We start from the raw sequence: 18,849 nt of genomic DNA, 5'->3' as shown, positions 1-18,849 counted from the left end.
GTCAGCGGCGCAGTCCGGCGGCCACCGGGGGCGGCGGGGCCGGGAGGGTGCAGGGCGAGGGCGGGCAGGCGCACACGGCGGAGCGCTCGCGTTCGGTGGCGGGGACCTCTGCGCTGCAGGTGCTGCGGCCGGGGTGCGGGGCGTGCCGGTCGGTGAGCGCGTTGCGTGTGTCAGGGACGCGTACGACGGCGATGAATCCCGCCCCCGCCCGCTGTAGGACGCTGTGCGCCTCGGAGTCGCCCCCGCGGGCGAGGACTTCCTCGGCGTGTGGGTCGCGGCGGATGTCCACGAAGCAGGTGGCGAGGGTCAAAGAGGCGTTTCTCCTACGGCGGTCGGTGGGTAGTGCGCCGGGTAGTGGGTGTTGCGGCGGCGATACGGGGCTGGACCAGGTGAGCGGCGGTGGTGTCCAGGTCCTGCTGGATGGCGTGGAGGCGGCGAGCGATCAGCTCCAGGCGGTGAGCGGTGTCGGTGCTGGTCGCTCCGGGCTGGCGGGCTACCCGGTGCGCGGTGTGCTCGACGAGTCCACGGACTGCGGCCAGGGGGCCGGCCTGTTCGTCGGCGAGTTGAGTGAGGACGCTCGCGAGCTGGGCCGATCCGGTGGGCGCCGTCCTGATGGCGGGCCGTGTTGTGGGCTCGGTGCGTACCGGAGAGATCAGGTGGAGGTCCTGCTCGATGCGGCGCGCTTCGTCCGCGAGGCGCCGCAGGATATCGGTGGGCGGGGTGTGCCACGCACCGTCGAGATAGATCAGGTTGGCGATCAGGTCGAGGCGCTGCGGCTGGGCCTGGACGGCGATCCACCGGCAGCCGTGCTCCCTGCCGGGGATCTCGATACCTGCGGCCCGCGCGAGCCGGTGGGCGGTTTCGGCCCACTCCGGGCCGGTCAGCTGCCGATCGTCCGGGTGAAGCCGGACGGTGAGGTGGAGGATCGCGTGCCGGTCGTCGTCCGGGCTGGCGGCGAACGGGTGCTCCAAGTAGGGGTCTTCGAGGTGCTCGGCCCACTGGACGGACGTCCAGATCTTCTGCTCCTCGTCCAGGGTGAAGTAATCCAGGCCGGGCCAGTGGGCAACCACCGTGTACTCCGTCAGGCCCTCGTCCGGGGAGACTGGCCGCCCTAGCGCATCGGCGAGCGGGTCGTGCGGCGTGTGGGTCCGCTCGTGGAGGCGAGGGATCACCGGCCGCCCCGTATGTCGGCGATGTGCACCAGCTGGCCCAGGGCGGTGGTGGTGTACCAGCCGCAGTCGATCAGTTCGTTGCGGTCGGCGAACCGCGGAAGGAGAGCGTCCTCCATGGCTCGCAGGTAGATCAGGCAGTCCGGGCAGCGCCGCGAGAGGTGCACGAGGTAGCGAGGGTGGGCGGTGACGTAGGACTGGGCGCCTCCGGTCGCATCCCGCAGCCGCCACCCGTCCTCGTCGGTTGGGGTGTGCCAGGAGGGAGCGATGACGCGCATCGCGTCGCCCCGCAGCTCCCCGCCGGCCACCCCCTTCAGTACGACGACGGTGTCACCCGCCTGGAAGTGCTGGTGGGTGATGTCCCGGTCGGGGGTGAGCGGGTCGGGCGTCGGTGCGAACGCCGAGGTGGGCGGGGGCTGGGACATGAGTTCCTTCCACGCAAGGGCTGGCGGGGTGGGAGCATCAATAGTCCGGAGGAACGCCGGTTTGGCTAACCGGCGTTTCCCGGCTATGTTGCCTCGCCGTCAGCGGAACGGGTTCTCCGTCCCGCGGTCCGCCTCACTGGCTGCGTCGAGGAGTTCGAGCAGGTCAGTGCCTTCAGCGTCGCGCTGGTCTATCCACCATCCGGCTCGGGTGATGGAACGGGCCTTCTCCTCCAGTTCCGCCCAGTCCGCCTCGTCCCAACTCCCCTCCACTACCAGGGCGGTGTGCGCGGCCGTCATCAGCTGGTGGCGGCCGCGCCCGCCCCAGTCCAGGGCCTTTTCCGGGCCCTCCAATTGCGGCATGTCGAACTGCTCCGCCCACGCGACGGCGGCTTCCTGCTCCTCGGCACGCTTGGCCGCGAGCCACTCCTCCTTGGACTCGGTGTTGCCGTCGCGCGCCGCTTTCCAGCAGTCGGTGCAGTCCTTCGACGCGAGCCAGCGTGCGAATCCGGCCCGCTTGTCGGCAGGACGGCTGGACAGGTCATGATCCACTTGGTGGGAGCAGGCGTGCTCCACGGTCCAGTGCGTACTGACCCCCGGGGAATTCCGTTTGATGGGCGTTACGTTCGAGGTCGGGCTGCTTGTCTGGGGCTTCAAATCGAGTGCCTTTCGTCGGCGGTTGGGGTGGTGGCCTGCGTCGTTGCGGAGGGTCGTGCATCAGATGCACGATTCATGCGGCGGACGGAGGTGGTCCGGAGTGCTTGGCGGTGGTCTCGGGGACGCTTCCGCTTTTTGCGTCGTCTCAGCGTGTCCTGCGGATGGCGTCTGTGGCCGCCGTGGCGATGGCGACGGGCGCGCTGGAGGGTTGGGGCAGGTGCAGTAAGGTGGTCCCCGGCAAGTGGCGGGACTTCGCGGTGAGGGTGAGCTGGAGTACGGCGCAGCCGGCGGTCGTGAGCTGCTTGACGCGGGTGACGGCTTGAGCGGTTTCGTCGCTGTCGTACCGGGCGTCGGTGACGATCACGAGGAGGCGGCCGGTGCCGGGGCGTCTGAGTTCGAGGCCGTGGTCGAGAGCGTCGATGGCGTCGCCGAGGTTGTGGTGGCCGCCGTTGGCATCGAACGTCGTCACGCGCTCTGGTGCTCGGTGGGTGGGCCGGGTCAATGCGGTCAGGTGTTGGTCGTAGGCGATGGTGGCGGTAAGGGAGTCGGGGTCGGTCAGGGCTGCTGCGCGTGCCACGATCCAGGCAGCGGACGCGACGGGCGCGCAGGCGGCACGCATGGAGCCGGAGACGTCGACGGCGATCCCCACACGCAGCGGTGGGGTGGGGGAGTTCCGGCGGCGGGTGTGGGTGAACGGTTCTGCGGTGGGGACCGATCCGGCCGCGCGCTGAGCGTCGCGGGCGAGGGCCGCGCGCATGTTGAGGCGGCCGGGCGGGGTGGGGCTGGTGGTCCGCTCCTCGGTCCGCTCGCGGTAGGCGGCGGCACGCAGGGCGCGGCTCAGGCGCGCGGCGGCACTCTGCTCGGCGGCGGTGGGCCTGCGGGTGCCGGTGACCGGGTTGCCGTAGGGCGCCGGTGTGCCGTCGGGGGTGACGGTGGCACCACGGGCGTTGAAGACCGACTTGGCGGTGGCGGCGGCTTTGCGTCGCTGACCGGCCCGCTGGGCGCGGTCCTGAGCCTGCGCCTTGGACTGCGCGGCCAGGGCGTTGGTCGCTGCGGCCTGTGCCGCGAGGTCGGCGGCGTCGGTGGCTGCCGTGCTGTCCATGACGACCCCCACGGCGCCGGACAGCAGATCGGTGAGGTTCTCCGGCACGGGCAGGGCGGGGGCCGCGGTGGCCAGAGCGTCGCACCATTTTTGAGCGTGCGCGAGCATAGTCGTGGCGTCGTGGTCGGCGCACTGGTGGGCTGCGGTCCAGATGCGGGTGAGTGTGGCCAGCAGGTCTGCGCCCAGCACCTTTTCGCACAGATCGGCGACGGCCCGGGTCTCGCCGGCGTCCAGGATGCCGACGTCACGGCGGCCGAGGACCAGGGCCGCCACGGCGGCGGCGTGCTCGATGCCCTGGAGGGTGGGGTGGGCGATGTCGGGCATGACCAGGGTTCGGGCACTGGTGCGCAGGTACGTGCGGTCCGTGGGCCGCGTGATGAGGTGTGCGCCTTCGACGCGGCTCTCCTCCAGCAGGAGCGCGGCCTCGACGACACGGGGGTTCGCCCCGGCAGGCTGTGTCCAGACGGAGTGGGCCGCGTGGGCGGCCTCGTGGACGAACACTCCCCAGGCGGCGGGATACCGGTCCTCGTCGCCCACGATCCGCGGATTGATCTCGTGGGGCTGGAGCGGGGCGAACAGGCCGGCGTCGAACTCGACCTCGCCCAGAGTGGGGAAGAACGCGGCCGGTGCGCCGCTGCGCGTGCCGGGGCGGCAGGTGACGAGGAGGTCCTGGCGGCCGGAGAGGGCGACCAGCCGGTCGCCGAGTTCGGCTCCCACGCGCAGCCACGCGTCCGGGGAGGAACGGGGTTGCGCGGGCGGGGCGCCGTCGTCGTCCCAGCGCGCGAGGTCGGCGTCGTCGTCCGGCGTGGTGGCGGGGGACTGGACGTGGTGGTGGGCGCTCATCGCGAGCGGCCCCGGTGTGCGGAGCCGGTGCTGCACGGGGGCTGCCGGACGGACGAGGCGGAGAGCTGCTTGCCGAGGGTGAGGGGAGCGACCTCCTTGACGCCAGCAGCCTTGATGACGGCAGCGGCAACGGCGTCGCGATCCTCCACAGGAGCGATGCCGACCAGGTTCGCGAGGGCGGCTTTGGTGCCGAGGACGGCCTCGGTCTTCTGGTAGCTGAGCAGCTCTCGCAGTTGGGGGGCCCAGCCCAGCTCGCCGAGTTCGACCTGGTGGGCGAGGTGTCGGGCGACCCGGACCACCCGGGCATCGATCCTCAGCGCCAGGGCGAGGTCATAGTCCGTGCCGACCTGGATTTGCACGCTGAACCGGCTCGCGAGCGCCTCCGTCAACACCGCCCCGTGGACGCCGGGATTATGGCCCGCCACCACGTAGAAGCCCGGCTCGGCCTTGATGGTCTCGCCCTTGTGGGCCTTGACCTGGATCTGCCTGCGCCCGTCCATCGCCGGATACAGCGACGCCAGGACCTTCGGTGAGATCAAGGTGGCATCGTCGATCAGCAGGGCGCGGCCCTCGGTCATCGCGGTGACCAGCGGACCGTACTGGAAGACGTACGCTCCCGCGTCGTCCTGTGTGTACTCGCCGATCAAGTCGCCGACCGTGGTGTCGCCATCCCCGGCGACGGTGAGCAGGTCCGGGAACGCCGCCTCGACCAGACTCGTCTTGCCGGTGCCCGGAGGGCCGTAGAGCAGCACCGGCACGTCGGCGTCGCGCAAGCGATTCAACGCCTCGACGTCGGGCAGATCGGCCAGCTCCCGAGGGTGGTAGAGCTGGCCCCCCGCGCGGCGGATCGGGCCGGTCTGCCTGGGCGTGGCTGCTGCGGGAATGGTCGTGCGGGCCCTGGCCGCCTGGGCGCGGGGAGAGTGGGTGCCCGGGGGGCTGATCACAGCGCTCTGCGCGGCTGCGGCGGTTTTCGCGTTCGCGCGGAACTCCGGTTTTCCGGTTCGGCCTTGGTCGGCCTCGCCGCGTCGCACCAGGGTGAGTGCGGCGTTGCGGACGGCGCCGTGGGAGTGGCCCAGCTGCCTGGCCATGTCCCCGATGGTGAGCGTGTCCGCCGGCCGGTCACCCAGCAGTCGGGCCACCTTGGCCCGTAGCTCGCCGCCCTTGGTGCGCGCTGGACTGATAGGCGGTCCGGGTGTGGTCAAAACGAGGCCCCTTCAACAGGTGCGGGTGCGGGCGGGGTTGGCGATGCGCTGGAGAGGCTGGCCGCTCTCGGAGCGGATCGCGGACTGTGCCGACATCGGCGACCGGGCCAACCGGGGGGGGGTGCCTCTATGTCGTTCGTCAATCCTGCGCTGTCGGTTTTGGGGGTGTCGGTCCCGTTCATGCGGCGAGGGTGACGGCGGGGGTTCGGGACTCGTAGAAGGTTCCGTCGCGGAGCATGGCGAAGAGGACGCTGATGCGCTGGCGTGCGAGGCGGAGGAGGGCCTGGGTGTGGGTCTTTCCGCGGGCGCGTTGCTTGTCGTAGTAGATCCGGGAGGCGGGATCGGCGTTCATGCAGGCGAAGGCGGACAGGAACATGGCCCGTTTGAGCTGTCGGTTTCCGCCTCGGGGTGCGTGTTCGCCATGAATCGAGGTTCCCGAGGACTTCGTTGTCGGGGCCAGGCCGGCGTAGGAGGCGAGGTGGGCGGCGGTGGGGAAGTTGGTGCCGTCGCCGACGGTGGTCAGCAGCACGGCTGCGGTCCTGACGCCGACTCCCGGCATCGAGGTCAGGACCTGGGAAAGAGGGTGTGCCTCCAGCAGGGTGCTGATCTGGGTTTCCAGGGCCCGGCGCTGTTCGTGGACAGCTCCGAGGGAGCGGGCCAGGGACGGCACGACGGTGTCGAGGGTGCCGGTCCCTGGCACGATAACGGTCTGTTCGTCCAGTGCGTCGAAGACCTCGTCGATCAGCCGGGCGGCCATGCGCGGGGCTTTCGGGCGGATGAGATCGACGAGTCTGCGGCGGCCGGCTTTCCGCAGGGCGGCCGGGGATCCGTGGCGTTCCAGGAGCCAGGTGACGGCCCGGTGGTCCAGACGCGGACCCAGGACGCGTTCCAGGCTGGGGTGGAACTGGGTGAGCAGGCCGCGTATCCGGTTGCTGGTGCGGGTGGCCTCGGCTGCAAGGTCCTGGTCGAAGCCGACCAGGACGGTCAGCTCGGCGGTGATCTCGTCGGTGAGTTCCAGCGCGCGCAGGGTGTGGGGCAGGGTGCGGGCGGCGTCCGCGATCACCGCGGCGTCCTTGGCGTCGGTCTTCGCCTCACCGGGATACAGGTCGGCGATCCGGCGCATCGCCAGGCCGGGCAGGTAGGCGACCTGGCAGCCTGCGTCCCGGGCCACGGCCAGGGGCAGGGCGCCGATGGAGGCGGGCTGGTCCACGATCACCAGGACTGTGCCGAATTTTGCGGCCAGCTTGTCGAAGACGGCCCGCAGCTTCGGTTCGCTGTTGGGCAGCTGCTTGTCGAAGACCTTCTTGCCGGACGGGGTCAGCCCGTGCCCGTGATGGGCGCTCTTGCCGACGTCCAGGCCGAGGAACACGCTCACCTCAGTGGTGTCGAACATCGTTACTCCCTCTCCCCAAAGGGTGTTCACAGTGCTGGCCTCGGCGTTGGTGTCGTGCTCGCGCATCCACGTTATGCAGACCTGCCGCCCGCGAACCGTCCGGCATTGCGCCGGACCGGACGGTGGCCGGACCTCTCATCAGCGTCTGTGACGACACCTCCAGACCCGGGTTGAGTCGGCCTGGGACGCGGTGCCGAGATTGCTCCCGGTCCGTTTTCCCAGGCCGCTCGCCGAACCCGCCGTGCGCCTTACGACGCAACGGGCTCTCCACGGTCTCTGCCGTCGTGCGTGGTTATGCGGAGGTCCAGGGATTGGTAATCCTGTTGCCCCGGTAGCGGTAGCGGGTAACCGGCACCGCCGCCATATCGAACAACTCGACTCCGTCCGCAGAAATCGGCTTCCAGCTCCCGTCTGGAGCCTTGAGCCACCGGCGAACGTCCTTCCACTTCCAGCGATGCAGGGTTTGCATCCATTTCACCATCCGCCACCAGACGAAATTCGCCAGGTTGCTCAGGGTGTGTTTGCAGACCGCGTGCCGGAAGTAGTTGGCCCAACCGTGCATGATCAGGTTGATTCTGACCAGCACATCCCTGGGATTCTGCTGCGACTTCCTGCTCGTAAGGGCACGAATCCTGTCCTTCAGCGACCGGATCGGCCGGTCCGCAATGAACGTGTAGACGTACCACTTGTCCGTTCCTCGCTTGTGTTTCCACTGGATGCGGAACCCAAGGAAGTCGAACGCTTCACTCATGTGCACGATTCGGGTCTTGGCAGGTGAAATCCGCAGCCCGAGCGGTTCGAGCACTTCAGTGATTTCATGCTGCAACTTCTCGACGTCGTCGCGGGAGCCGTGCACGAGCACCACAAAGTCGTCCGCATAACGGCAGACCTTCCAGTTCGGCAGGCCCTTTGCGCGCCGTCGCACGCGTCGGCTAGCGGTTCCCATGGTCCCGCCGTCCTTCCACGGCCCTTGCAGGCGCTCATCAAGCGCCGACATGGCTATGTTGAACAGCAATGGAGACAGAACACCGCCCTGCGGCGTCCCGGTGTCGGTAGCCCTCCGGTCTCCAAGTTCGGTAAGAACCCCGGACTTGAGGAACGCCTTCACCAGTGCCACGACCCGCTTGTCCTTGACCCGCTTGCGCAATCGCTCAAGGAGAGCGGAATGCGAAACGGTGTCGAAGGCCGCTTCGATGTCAGCATCCAACACCCAGCGATAGCCTTTGGTGCCGAACAGCTGAATCTCAGCGATCGCGTCGTGGGCTCGCCGCTCGGGCCGGAACCCGTATGAGACCGGCTCGAAGTCGGCCTCGAAAATCGGTTCCAGCACCAACTTCAGCGCCGCCTGGACAACCCGGTCCGCCACCGTCGGAATCCCGAGGGAGCGAACCTTCCCCGAACCACCCGGCTTGGGAATCTTGCGTTCCCGCACCGGCTGGGGCCGAAACGAGCCATCCTTCAGGCTGGTCCGCAGGCCGTCCAGAAAACGGAAAACTCCGATCTGCTCTTCAACATGGGCGACAGTGACGCCGTCCATGCCCGCAGTTCGGGCCCCCTTGTTGCCCGCGATCCGATTGAACGCATGTCGCAGCGTCATCGGATCGTGCACGAAATTGAACAGGTCGTCGAACCTGCGGCCAGGATCGGCCGCTGCCCGACGGTGAAGCTTGGCCTGCATCCCCGATACCCGCCCATCGGACTCTTCCGAGTCTTCGATAAGCGCGGCACCGTCGTTCAACGGTGCGTCTTTCGGCATTGCAGCCTCCTTCCCTTCTCGATACCGTTGCCGCCCTTCCCCATGTACGCGCCTTTCGCGCGCTCGGAGTACTACGGCGACTCCGCCCCGCTCCGGCCCGATCGGCCGACGATGAACCCAGCCCTTCTACCAGAGCGGATCCCTGGCAAAGGGCGAGAGCCGGAACGGTTCCCGTGTTCACTGCAACTCGCTCGACGAAGTAGGAGCCCAGCTCCGTCCCTGCGGCCTCGCCACGGCTACCCCGCAGCACTTCACCGTGGCCTCCTGACGGGCATGTCAAAGCCCGTCCAGAAGTTCCCCGCTCCGGTCACCCGGTTCGAGGACGCACCGCATCCGGCCCATATCTGCACAGGTTTGAGCCGGCGGGGGGTTGAGAGACGTAGACGCTGGTTCCTCTCGTACTCCTCTCCATCACGCTTGCCGGACCCGAACCATCTGGCAGTTCTGGCCCGTCCCGGCTTTGTCGGGGCCGCTCTCGCCCTCACCGGCATCTCCCGGATCAGGCTGCCCCCAGCTTCACCGCCCTGCTGCGACAGGACGGCGGCGACGGTCTCTCACCTCCGCACGAGTTCACAACGCTTCACGGCGCACTGACACCACCCCCCCAGGTCATTCCTTCGACAGGGGGCAACAGTCATGCCGGGCCCAGAGGCCAGCGGCCCCGTTGCAGGACCGCGAAAAAGATAACGGGGTACCGTCGGCGCTCACCGGCCGACCGAGGGCTCGGTCCAGGTGCAGGGGGTGGTCGGCGACGAGCAGCTCGCTTGCTGACGAGCAGGCCCGTGCGTCCGCTCCGTACCGCGTTCCGTCGCTCGGCAGGCGCAGCTGGGCGTCTCTTCGAAGCCGTCTTGGAGCAGGATCCGCCGGGCGGCGGCGTTGTAGCCGGTGGTGGTGATCTCGCCAGTGATGGTGTGCCGGATCGTCATGAACGGCTCTGCTGGTGCTTCGGGCAAGGCGGATCTCCTATCGGTGGTGGCGGGAAAGCGGTGGGGTGTTGGGCGAAAGCGAGGCGGGCCCGGAACTTCCAGCACGCCTCCGGTGCGTGGCTGGACCACGAACGATGGGCAATGACTGCCGACATGCTCCAGGGCGGGCCTCACCGCCCCGCAGCTACCTGACTCGCCTTTCCGCACGTTCTGGTAGCCGGGTGTACCAACAACAGCCATGAATGGGTCTCCTCAGAAGAGCTGGAAGGTAGTGGGGGCGCCCTGATCAGGGCGTCTTGTGCTGGCCTCGAAATGGGCGGCGGGGTCGGCCGCGCGGCAGCTGTCCGGTGGGGCCCAGGTGCCGACGCGCGGCGAGCAGGACAGCGAGAGCGAGGGCCGCTCCGGCGGCAGGGAGCGCCGCGCTGGCGAGCGGCTGCTCGGCGAGGCGTCCGGCCAGGGCAGTGCCGGCGGACTGTCCGACGCCGATCGACAGGATCAGCCACGCGTACGCCTCGCTGGTCCGGCCCGCCGGGGCAAGAGCGTCCGTGGTCACGTAGGCGCAGGCCACCACGACGGTCAGGAGCGCACCGGGGACGGTGACCGCGATGGTGGCCGCCAAGGGCCCGGGCAGCGCCATGAGCGGGAGCCACCCGGCGAGGAACACGGCTCCGGCGGTGATCAGCCGGTGGGCGGTGGTTCCCTTCCAGGTGCGGCGCCCGTAGATGAGGCCGCCCAGGAAGCTGCCGGTGGAGAACGCGGCGGGGATGATGCCCGAGAGCATGTCCTGCTCGTGGTGCTCGGCCATGGCGATCGACCACACGTTCATCGCGCCGATCGCGAACCCGGTGCCGGTGAGAGAGACGAACAGAAGCACCAGGCCGGGGCTGGTCAACCGGCGATTCGCCACGTTCTGCGGGTCTGTTGACGATGCCGGCCGCCAGCGCCGCGATGGCGGAGCGAGGGCGACCACGGCGGTGCCGACCAGCCCGAGGAGAGCGGTCACGGCGAGCGCGACGACGGGGTCGTACGTGGAGGCGAGCACGGCCACGAGCAGGGGGCCGGCGATGTAGAGCAGGCCCTGAGTGCCAGTGTCGAGGGCGAGCGCGGCGTGCCGCAGCCGGGGGTCGGGGAGCACGCTCGGCCACAGCGCCCGCAGACCTGCCTCCAAAGGCGGGGTCGTGAGGCCGCCGGCGACGACGATGGCCGTGGCGAGGCCGGATCCGCCGAACGACCCGGCCAGGGGCAGGGCCACCAGGAAAGCCGAGTTGAGCAGGGCGGCCGGAAGGTGCACCACCATCTGGCCGTGGCGGTCCATGAGGCGGCCCTTGACCGGTTGCACCAGCGCCGAGGACAGCCCATACAGGGCGCTGAGCAGTCCTCCGAAAGCGATGCCGCATCCGCTCGTTGTGGCCCACAGGACGATGGCGACGGGGGCCATGCCGTTGGGGAGTCGGCCAGTGAGGGTGCCGCCGAGGAGGCGGGCGACGTACGGACTGCCCAGCACCGCGCCATAGGTGATGCGCGGTGCCGGGGTCGGGGGTGCGGTCAGAGACAACGGGTACTTTCTCGGTGCTCAGCGGTGGCGGGCGTGCTGGCGCGGGGCGGCGGCGCGGGTGGCGTGGTGTCCACCGCCGGGCGCGGGCGGGTACGCAGCACGGGGGTGCGGTGCGGGGGCAGGACGGCGACGGTCGCCCCGAGGTCCTCGGCCGCCTCCTCGACTTCGCGGGTGAGGAACTTGATCTGCCGGCCGAGCGCCGAGAGCCGGGCGCCGATCTGGCGGCCCTGCGCGGTCTCCAGGGCGGTGGCGAACTGGCCACTGGTTTCCAGGAGTTCCTGGAGGCGGACCATGGGGCCCGCGTCGTAGTCGCGCTGGGTGGCACTGAGCAGGGCGTTGGACGCGTCGCCGGCCTGCTGGGCCTCGACGGCGTCGCGGATGAGTTCCTGCAGGGACGCCTCCGGGGCCGGCACCGGACGGTTGAACCGGGAGACGTCGGGGCGCAGCACGCCGGGAGGGACCGGCGCGGGCAGTACCTTTCCTGCCTGGTATTCGTGGGCGTAGTGCCCGATCACCTGCCAGCCCGGTGCGCCCGGGTCGCCGTGTAGCGCGACGACCGTTGATTCGTCGTCCTCGACCAGGTAAGCGAGGGTGATCGGCTGTCCGTCGGCGGCGTACCACGACTCGGTCAGCTCCAGCTCGCCACGCCGCTGCGCGGCCTGGGCCATCTCGGTCCATGTCTGCTGTTCTTCGCTGGTCAGGGGCGCTTTGTGGTGCTGCTTATCGCGCTGGCCGGCGAGGTTGCCGGCGACGACGCTGTGGTCCGCCCAGGCGGTGAGGTGCGGCCACAGAGCCGAGTGCTGCGCGCGTTCGGCCGGGGAGCCTGGGGCGGCCGGCCGGTCGAGTGCCCGGCGGAGCTCGGTGGTGGAGGTGGCCAGCCCCTCCAGCACGGCGCACCATCCGGCCAGGTGCCGGGCGGACGGCAGCTCGTCGAGTACGCGGCGGGCGGTATCGAGCAGCGCTTCGGCGTGGGGGGCGAGGTGGATGCTGTACGCCTCAAGCGCCGCCTTGTCGCGGTGGGCCCGTACGGCTTCCGCGGCGCCTGCGTGGACGGTGCGGCCGTAGCGGTCGCGTGTCATGTCGAGCGCGGCTTCCATCTCGCAGTCGATGACCGCCATGCGGACCCGGAAGTCGCCTGCACCGTTGGCCAGTTCGGCGGCGCTCGGCTGGTGGCTGTCGGGGGCCGGATTACTCGAAGGCGTCATCGGGACCGCCCGCCGCCGGAGGCCGTCAGGTGGACGGTCGGAGCGTAGGTGGGCTTCGGCGGGATCGGCCGGGCCGAGGGCGGGGACGTGGTGGGTGGTGCGGAGCGCTGCGTCGTCCGACTGGCGGCAGCCTGAGCGAGACGGCTGCGACGTTCCATGAGTCCGTTCGGCCGGACCGGGTTTGGCGGACCGGCGGAGAGGGACGGGTCGAGGCGGATGTCGGCCTGCACGGTGTAGCCCTTGCGGCGCAGGTCGTGGACGGCCTGGCGGATGCGCCGAGCACCGTCACGTTCGGGCTCACTGAGCCGGTACAGGCCAGCCTCTCCGGGAACGGGCTCGAACTGCTCACGTTCCAGGAACCAGTGGGCGAGGTGCGCGGGCATGGCGGGGGTGAAGGAGGCGACGAAGCCGTGGGTGTCATGGTCGGCGAAGGCGAAGTGGGGGCCGGGTTGCAAGGGGGTGGATTTCCCCTCTCGTTGGTGGGGTGGAAAGGTCAGCGGTGAGCCGAAATCGTGGGAAGTGCAGGTGGTAGAGCTGGGCGGACAGTGAGCGCGCGCGGGCCAGGTGCGTGAGACAGGGCTGGTGCCTCGTCCTGCGCGACCGCGCGGACCTGCCGCTCGAAGCTTTCCGTTTCGGCGAGCCACGTCTCGATGGCCCGCAGAGCTGACCTGCCGAGCTGCGCACGGATGTGGTTCGCCTCATGGGGAAGTTCCGAGTCGACTGCGGTCGTCAGGGAGACGGAAACTCTGTAGGGAGCGCGATCTCATGAGCACTGCTTCCTGCGGAAATACCGGAATCCGCGTCTGATGAGCAGCGCGAGGGTGCGGTGATCATGAGCAGAGTTGCCGGTCAGGTTATGGGCCTAATTACTGTGGGTAGTTTGATCTGCTGCTGGGGCCGTGCGTAGGACGTGTTCGCCAGTTCTCCGCAGGGGGTCGGGGGATGGGGTGAGCTTCAATGGTCGCCACGATCGCCGGTTGGGGTAACCGGCGATCGTCGGCTATGTTGCGCTCGCATGGTGACCAGACGGTGTCCGGCGACTATGCGGGCGGTGCCGGGGACCGACTGGTGGTCCTGGCTGCCTTCGTCGTCAAGGTGCGCGGGCATACTCGGTCGGCTAGGTGCGGTGGTTCGCCCTCGAAGAGGGGCAGCGCTGCTCCGGTGTGGGCATCGGCTCTGCCTCTGTGCGCGTGGCATCGTGTGGCGAGGTCGTAAGAGCGGGTGACCAGGTCCTCGACGCGGGTGGCGACCGGGCTCGCGCCAGCGGTGATCCAGTGCGCCTCTTTGAGGCAGCGGCCCCGGCATGCCGGGGTACTGAGATCACCGAGCTGAGGGAGCTCCGTACGCGGGCCCTGCCCCAGATCGAGGTCCGGGCCCGCAACCGGTGCGTGCTGAGTGATCACGAACAACATGGTCGGCAACGCTCAGTTGGTGGTGGACACCGGGCTCCCGCCCCGGGTCGTGGCCCCGCAGCGGCATGACCACTCCCGGAACGGGGCACCAAGTCCTTGGCCTAGGGCGGGGGAGTCGCTATGGGGTGGATACCCGACGACTGGAACATAGTGGCGGGCTGGCTGCTGGGCTTCGTGGTGGCGAACTGCGCGCTGGGGGTCTGGTTCCGGCGACGTGGCCGGGCCGACCGTGCAACGATCCGCCGGTACCTGGCCGAGGGCATTGGCCCCGTGGCCGCGGCGGAGCAGGTGGAACGCGAGTACTACGCCGCACGGGTCGCGGTGTGTGCGCTCGTCGCCGACAAGGTCGTGGAGGTGTCGGAGGAGGGTGTTCTGACCGTGGTCCCGGGGGCTCCGGAACCGGCCGGTCCCACGCTGCGCGCGCTCGCCCACTGCATCGGGGACCGTGGTCCCGAGGGAGCGAAGCTGTACGAGCTGCGGCGGGAACCGCACTTCGAGCCCTACCGGACCGCACTCGCCCAGGAGAAGACGGGTCTGCGCTGGTTCGCGGAGCGCGGCCGGGTCCTCTCCGTGAGCGCCGGGTTTCTGGCGGGCGTCGGCATGGCCTTCCATTCCATCCCGGCCGGGGCACCGGTGCCGTTCCTCCCCACGGACGACGTGGCCGCGTGGGTCCTTGCACAGCTCGCCGTCTGGGCCTTTCTCTCGCTGCTCTCCGCAGCGTGGCCGGGCGAGATGACCCGGCGCTGGAGACGTTTCAACGAGCACTGCCGGCAACGGGCCGAGGCCGAACTGGCGAGGGTTTCGCCCGCGACGCTCGACGCGGTGCGCAGGAGGGAATTCGCGCCCGTCCTCCCGCAGGCACCACGCGGGAGCCGGACCCCGGGCCGTACCGACGGTGAGGGCCCGGGCGACGGGGGCAGCTGGGCCAACGACGTCGACACCCACTCCTGCGGCAGCGGGTGCGGCGGGGGCGGCGACTGAGACCTGGTCCGGGAATGAGCATGAGGCTCACGCAGGCGCGACGGATGCTCGCGATCCTCGGCTGGTGCGGGCTCTTGGGCGGCAGCAGCCGCAATGTCCAGGACGGCAACAGATGCCGGGCATCTTGGGCACCCTCACGGCGATGTCAGCCTCGCTCAGGCTAGGCATCGTGGGCTCGGCGGTGGCGGTGCCGTAGCGCAGGCGGGCCTTGAGGGTGAGTTGCGGGTCGGACGCCGCCAGGATGCGCCTGACGAAGCGGGGGCCGGCGGACGTCCAGTTGCGCAGGTACCGCTTCGGGTGCTTGCGCAGCTCGAAGTTCCGCCATGGAACCGACCACGTGAAAACTGCCAACCGCAGCTCCTTGAACAGGACCTTGCGGACCGACGCGTCGTCGTAGCGCACTGACGCCATCGGCTGGTCGTACTCGCGTGTACCCGTGCTGGACTCCGGATGACCATAGACCGGAAGCTAGTTACCGTCCGGAGTCAGTGCGCACAGATCCTCGGAATTGCGCATTCGGTGCGCATCTCACGGGCACAGTGCGCACCGGATCGCGGAACCTACATCGCGTGTAGGGACCGCAGTTTGCTGACCACTGCTTCCTGTAGAAACGAGGGATTCCGTGCGTGATGAGCACCGTGTGCGGGTGCCGATCATGAGCAAAACCCTCTGCGGGCACTGCTTGTGAGGTAGCGCTGGGTAGCGTGCGCTGTCCTGCGGACGAGGGCGCACGAGTGCGGGATGGGATGGAATGAAATAGCTCCTCCGGCTGGCGGCCAGCAGGCTGCGCGCGTGTCAGGCCGCTGGATCTGCAGGAAGGGGAGGGGAGCAGCGCGTGCGGCTCGTCGTTGGTGCGGTCTCCGGCGACGGCGGAAGGGCGGCGCTGGTGGAGCGGCGTCAGCGCGTGTGGCGTGGTTGTGCCGGCGGGAGGGCGCGCGCGGGCAGGGACGCCGCACGGGCAGGGGCGGAGTGGAGCCGCGGCGTGGGAACGGGCGGGGTGAGCGACCGCATCCGCTCCTCGGCCACGTGCAGGACCTCGCCGAGATCGCGGATCTCGGCGGCGGCGTCGGCGAGGTCGTAGGACAGGTCGAGACCGTCGTCCTCCTCGGCTTCCTTGGCCTTCTCGCCGGCTGCCTCGAAGAATTCGCCGAGCCGCTCCAGCAGGCCGTTGACCGGATCCAGGACCTGGTGGAGGAGAGCAGCGGCATCAGCGTGGGACTCGGCTCCGTTGAGCCGGTCGGTCAGAGCAAGCATCGCGTCGCCGTAGACGTAGGAGGGAGCGCGGTTTGCTGCGGCGTGGTCGTCCGGGGCCCTGGACGGTTCGGGCGGCGCCTGAGCTGGGTGCACGTGCGGGCTTTCGTGGGGCAGGACGGGATGCGGTAGCAGTCCGAGCTGCTTGAGGCGATGGTCGAGTGCCTCGATCAGGGGCTGGGCGCTGCCCCCGTGGCGGGCTTCGGCCCGCTGGGGAATGCCAGCATCGCCGGAGGGAGCCGAGTCGTAGAGGACCTCGAACAGCGCCTGGTCGTCGGGGTGCTCACGGGTTGCGATCCAGCCTTCCGGATCTCCGGGAGGGCGTTCGGACGACGGCTCCTGCGGCGGGCCGATGATCAGGTAACTGTCGTCGGGGAGCGGCACGCGCACGATGTAGGCGCTGAGGCCGAACTCGATGTCACACTGCAGTCCGCGCGCCCGCAGCGGTGTAGTGATGTGCGCGTGGCGGCGCCACAGCTCCTGCCACCACGGGGTGTTCACGTCGCGGTGGTTGGGCAGCGGCGCAAGCGGAGCCGTCCGGCGAGCATCGGGGGTGTTCTCCACGTCAGCGGCCACGGCTCCTCCTGCGGGAGGCCGGCGATCGGCGCGGCGGAGGTATCCGGCGGGCGGGGTCGGCTTCCGGCTTCGGAACCGGACTGAAGTCGAGTTCGCACTCGTCGTAGGCGGCGATCAGATCGTGTTCCATCTGGGCTTCGCGGTCGGCGACCTGCGCCATGAGGTCTTCGTGCTCGGCCTGACACTGCTGGTACTCGGCCCAGTCGGCGTCGCTGAAATGAGCGGGGCGATTCAGATCATTCCTTGGGGGTGTGGATGGATCGGGCTCCGGGCTCGGCGCGGTCAGCGGTGGCGACCGCCCGGCCGGGGTGGCGGGGGCGCCGGCGGACCTTCCTGACGGGTGAGCGGCGCGAGGAAGCGTTGGAAGCCGACGTGGTCGTCGAGTTCCTTGGCCGCTTCCCGAAGGGATTCCGAAGTGCGCCGCAGGAAGGCGCGGGCTGAGGCGTGATCGATGACCATGCGGTTCGTGAGGTAGTGCCGGTCGGTCGGGTTGGCAGACCGAGGCAGGGTCAGGGCGCACTCTGCGGTTTCGGCGAAGTGAGGGGCTGCGTGGCTCGACAGGGTCGCTGCCGTGGCGAGATGCTTCAGAACGGTGTCGCCGACGCGGGTGGTGTGGTGCGGGCTCTCGGCGAAGTCAGCAGTCAGCTGGAAGACATCGCGGGAGAGGTCCTGTGCGTCGGTGGCGTGCCGGAGCAGTGCGGGGTAGGAGGGCGCGGCCGGTACGTGTCCGGTCAAGTCGAGCAGCTCCCATTGCTGGGCGGCGCTGTACAGTTTGTCCTTCATCACGTTGAGTGCGCCGATAAGGTGGAGAGCGTCATCGCTCGGTATCAGGTCGCGTTGGAAGTCGGGCTTCACGGGCCTCTTGCTCCTCAGTGCATACGGGCGTCGGTGTCGAAGAGCTTCAGTTCGTAGCTGTGCAGGAGGTGCTGCACGATGAAGCTCCGACCTGCGACTTTCCACAAACCGCGCCCTCGGTTGAGGTGTGCGATGGCGTCCATCTCGACGGATGTCAGGCCGAGCAGGGAAGCCGCGGCGTGGAGCTGGTCGGTCTCCTGGCGGTAGATGATCCGGGTGCTGCAGTCGGCGAGGAGCCCCTCGGCCAGAGCCCGGCCCTGTGATCCGGCGTCGCCGGCGGTGAGCAAGTCGCTGAGCCGGTGGATCACCATGAGGTTGGCGATGCCGAGGCCGCGGGACAGCTTCCACTGGGCCTGCATCCGCTGCAGCAGACCGACGTGCCGCATCAGACGCCACGCCTCGTCGTACACGATCCAGCGCCGGCCGCCGGACGGATCGGAGAGGGCGGACTCCATCCAGGCGCTCGCGCAGGTCATCGCCAGGACGAGGGCGGTGTCGTCGCCGGAGCCGCCGAGGCGGGAGAGGTCGATGGTGAGCATCGGCGCGTTCGGGTCGAAGGCGACGGTGGAAGGGGCGTCGAACATGCCGGCCAGGTCACCGTGGACCAACCTGCGCATCGCGTGGGCCAGGTCGCGGGCTGCATCGCCGAGTTGGCCCGACATCATCCCGGCGGCCTCGCTGAGGACGCCCGGGTTGTTGAGGGTTGCGGCGACGTCGCCGAGGAGCGGGGTGCGGTGTGTGTCGGCGGCGCGGGTGACGACGGCGTCGAGGGCAACGTCCAGGGCGGTGTGTTCCATGGGCATCAGGTCGCGGCCCAGGACCGTGCGGGCGAGGGAGCCGAGCAGGAGCAGGCGCCGCTTGCGGATCTCGCCGACCCAGTCGGCCTCGGAGACGCTCTGCGGGCGTGGGGCCGCGTCCAGGGGATTCAGGCGTCCGGGCAGTCCGGGACCAAGAGCGACGGACCGTCCGCCGAGGGCTTCCGCCACCGGCGTCCACTCGCCTTTGGGGTCGCACGGTACGTAGACGCGGTATCCGAAGGCGACCGAACGCAGGGCGAAGCTTTTGGCGAGCGCGCTCTTGCCCTGGCCGATCACTCCGGCCAGCAGCAGGTTCGGATTGGTGAACCCCTCGACCTTGCCGTACAGCGCGAACGGGTCGAAAACGAACGACGCTTCGGCGTGCACGTCGCGTCCGATGTAGATGCCCTCGGCGCCCAGTCCGCCTTCGGCCAAATACGGATACGCCCCAGCAGCGACGGCGGTGGTCATGCGGTGGGCGGGCAGCTTCAGCCGGTTCTTACGCGCAGAGGCGGGACCGGGGCGTCCGCCCGGTGGGTAGAGCGCTGCGGGCATCTGGTGCTCGGCGGATGTGTTCTCGCTCTGGTGGGCGCTGGCTTCCACGCGGGCTTTGGCGGTGGCTTCGGCGAGCTGCTGGCGGGCTGCCTTGCGGCTGGCGCGGTCGGTGCCGTGGGGGGTGAACAGCGGGCTGGCGGACGCGCGGCGGGCGCGGCGGGCGGGCCGGTGGCTCATCGGGGGCCCTCGATT

At 69.6% G+C, this 18,849-nt stretch carries 18 protein-coding genes; 1 reads left to right on the top strand and 17 read right to left on the bottom strand.

Annotated features, from left to right (window positions below):
• Window position 1 precedes the first annotated feature (1 nt).
• The 12 genes from AB0F29_RS01230 to AB0F29_RS01175 form a co-directional block, all read right to left on the bottom strand.
• The gene (locus AB0F29_RS01230; protein WP_361866537.1) at window positions 2-310 is read right to left on the bottom strand and encodes a hypothetical protein; all 309 of its coding nucleotides are present in this window, start codon (window positions 308-310) and stop codon (window positions 2-4) included.
• A gap of 13 nt (window positions 311-323) precedes the next feature.
• Complete coding sequence (locus tag AB0F29_RS01225; RefSeq protein ID WP_361866535.1) at window positions 324-1,172, bottom strand: relaxase/mobilization nuclease; 849 nt, start codon at window positions 1,170-1,172, stop codon at window positions 324-326.
• Entirely contained in the window at window positions 1,169-1,594 is a 426-nt protein-coding gene (locus AB0F29_RS01220; protein ID WP_361866533.1) for a hypothetical protein, read from the bottom strand. Before AB0F29_RS01220 ends, AB0F29_RS01225 begins: the two co-directional genes overlap by 4 nt.
• Before the next feature lie 99 nt (window positions 1,595-1,693).
• Window positions 1,694-2,143 carry a hypothetical protein gene (locus AB0F29_RS01215; RefSeq protein WP_361866531.1) on the bottom strand — a complete coding sequence of 150 codons (450 nt, stop codon included), beginning with the start codon at window positions 2,141-2,143 and terminating at the stop codon, window positions 1,694-1,696.
• 250 nt (window positions 2,144-2,393) lie between these two features.
• Window positions 2,394-4,193 (bottom strand): hypothetical protein, encoded by a 1,800-nt coding sequence (locus AB0F29_RS01210; RefSeq protein WP_361866529.1) that lies wholly within the window; start codon window positions 4,191-4,193, stop codon window positions 2,394-2,396.
• The gene (locus tag AB0F29_RS01205; RefSeq protein ID WP_361867014.1) at window positions 4,190-5,332 is read right to left on the bottom strand and encodes an AAA family ATPase; all 1,143 of its coding nucleotides are present in this window, start codon (window positions 5,330-5,332) and stop codon (window positions 4,190-4,192) included. The genes AB0F29_RS01210 and AB0F29_RS01205 overlap by 4 nt, the downstream gene beginning before the upstream one ends.
• Before the next feature lie 241 nt (window positions 5,333-5,573).
• Window positions 5,574-6,788, bottom strand: coding sequence for an IS110 family transposase (locus tag AB0F29_RS01200; RefSeq protein WP_361866528.1), 1,215 nt, complete (start codon window positions 6,786-6,788; stop codon window positions 5,574-5,576).
• Between the two features lie 292 nt (window positions 6,789-7,080).
• Window positions 7,081-8,544 carry a group II intron reverse transcriptase/maturase gene (gene ltrA, locus AB0F29_RS01195; RefSeq protein WP_361866526.1) on the bottom strand — a complete coding sequence of 488 codons (1,464 nt, stop codon included), beginning with the start codon at window positions 8,542-8,544 and terminating at the stop codon, window positions 7,081-7,083.
• Window positions 8,545-9,248: 704 nt separating this feature from the next.
• On the bottom strand, window positions 9,249-9,470 hold the full coding sequence (locus AB0F29_RS01190) for a hypothetical protein (RefSeq protein ID WP_361867013.1): 222 nt from the start codon (window positions 9,468-9,470) through the stop codon (window positions 9,249-9,251).
• Window positions 9,471-9,756: 286 nt separating this feature from the next.
• On the bottom strand, window positions 9,757-11,025 hold the full coding sequence (locus AB0F29_RS01185; RefSeq protein WP_361866524.1) for an MFS transporter: 1,269 nt from the start codon (window positions 11,023-11,025) through the stop codon (window positions 9,757-9,759).
• On the bottom strand, window positions 11,016-12,230 hold the full coding sequence (locus tag AB0F29_RS01180; RefSeq protein ID WP_361866523.1) for a hypothetical protein: 1,215 nt from the start codon (window positions 12,228-12,230) through the stop codon (window positions 11,016-11,018). Before AB0F29_RS01180 ends, AB0F29_RS01185 begins: the two co-directional genes overlap by 10 nt.
• Window positions 12,227-12,685, bottom strand: a complete 459-nt coding sequence (locus AB0F29_RS01175) for a hypothetical protein (protein WP_361866521.1) — start codon at window positions 12,683-12,685, stop codon at window positions 12,227-12,229. Before AB0F29_RS01175 ends, AB0F29_RS01180 begins: the two co-directional genes overlap by 4 nt.
• Before the next feature lie 1,077 nt (window positions 12,686-13,762).
• On the opposite strand from AB0F29_RS01175, the gene AB0F29_RS01170 reads away from it, so the two are divergent.
• Window positions 13,763-14,623, top strand: coding sequence for a hypothetical protein (locus AB0F29_RS01170; RefSeq protein ID WP_361866519.1), 861 nt, complete (start codon window positions 13,763-13,765; stop codon window positions 14,621-14,623).
• A 27-nt stretch (window positions 14,624-14,650) separates the two neighbouring features.
• Here AB0F29_RS01170 and AB0F29_RS01165 read toward each other — a convergent pair whose 3' ends face one another.
• The 5 genes from AB0F29_RS01165 to AB0F29_RS01145 all read right to left on the bottom strand — a co-directional run bounded on the left by AB0F29_RS01165 (window position 14,651) and on the right by AB0F29_RS01145 (window position 18,834).
• Window positions 14,651-15,034: a hypothetical protein gene (locus tag AB0F29_RS01165; RefSeq protein ID WP_361866518.1), complete on the bottom strand. Its 384-nt coding sequence runs from the start codon at window positions 15,032-15,034 to the stop codon at window positions 14,651-14,653.
• A gap of 486 nt (window positions 15,035-15,520) precedes the next feature.
• Window positions 15,521-16,450, bottom strand: coding sequence for a hypothetical protein (locus AB0F29_RS01160; RefSeq protein ID WP_361866517.1), 930 nt, complete (start codon window positions 16,448-16,450; stop codon window positions 15,521-15,523).
• A complete protein-coding gene (locus tag AB0F29_RS01155; RefSeq protein ID WP_361866515.1) occupies window positions 16,440-16,610 on the bottom strand; it encodes a hypothetical protein in 171 nt (56 codons plus the stop codon). Before AB0F29_RS01155 ends, AB0F29_RS01160 begins: the two co-directional genes overlap by 11 nt.
• A gap of 122 nt (window positions 16,611-16,732) precedes the next feature.
• Window positions 16,733-17,305: a hypothetical protein gene (locus AB0F29_RS01150; protein WP_361866513.1), complete on the bottom strand. Its 573-nt coding sequence runs from the start codon at window positions 17,303-17,305 to the stop codon at window positions 16,733-16,735.
• Between the two features lie 14 nt (window positions 17,306-17,319).
• A complete protein-coding gene (locus AB0F29_RS01145) occupies window positions 17,320-18,834 on the bottom strand; it encodes an ATP-binding protein (RefSeq protein ID WP_361866511.1) in 1,515 nt (504 codons plus the stop codon).
• Between the last annotated feature and the right edge of the window lie 15 nt (window positions 18,835-18,849).

Origin of the sequence: Streptomyces sp. NPDC026589, from assembly GCF_040638385.1 — a bacterium.
In the GTDB taxonomy this organism is placed as follows: Bacteria; Actinomycetota; Actinomycetes; order Streptomycetales; family Streptomycetaceae; genus Streptomyces.
This window is presented reverse-complemented; position numbering and strand designations above follow the sequence as displayed.

Excerpts from the sequence above, each read along its gene's own strand:
- ltrA (WP_361866526.1), bottom strand. The coding sequence starts at position 8,544 with ATGCCGAAAGACGCACCGTTGAACGACGGTGCCGCGCTTATCGAAGAC.
- AB0F29_RS01200 (WP_361866528.1), bottom strand. The coding sequence starts at position 6,788 with ATGTTCGACACCACTGAGGTGAGCGTGTTCCTCGGCCTGGACGTCGGC.
- AB0F29_RS01210 (WP_361866529.1), bottom strand. The coding sequence starts at position 4,193 with ATGAGCGCCCACCACCACGTCCAGTCCCCCGCCACCACGCCGGACGAC.
- AB0F29_RS01155 (WP_361866515.1), bottom strand. The coding sequence starts at position 16,610 with ATGGCGCAGGTCGCCGACCGCGAAGCCCAGATGGAACACGATCTGATC.
- AB0F29_RS01180 (WP_361866523.1), bottom strand. The coding sequence starts at position 12,230 with ATGACGCCTTCGAGTAATCCGGCCCCCGACAGCCACCAGCCGAGCGCC.
- AB0F29_RS01220 (WP_361866533.1), bottom strand. The coding sequence starts at position 1,594 with ATGTCCCAGCCCCCGCCCACCTCGGCGTTCGCACCGACGCCCGACCCG.
- AB0F29_RS01190 (WP_361867013.1), bottom strand. The coding sequence starts at position 9,470 with ATGACGATCCGGCACACCATCACTGGCGAGATCACCACCACCGGCTAC.
- AB0F29_RS01165 (WP_361866518.1), bottom strand. The coding sequence starts at position 15,034 with ATGGCGTCAGTGCGCTACGACGACGCGTCGGTCCGCAAGGTCCTGTTC.
- AB0F29_RS01145 (WP_361866511.1), bottom strand. The coding sequence starts at position 18,834 with ATGAGCCACCGGCCCGCCCGCCGCGCCCGCCGCGCGTCCGCCAGCCCG.
- AB0F29_RS01170 (WP_361866519.1), top strand. The coding sequence starts at position 13,763 with ATGGGGTGGATACCCGACGACTGGAACATAGTGGCGGGCTGGCTGCTG.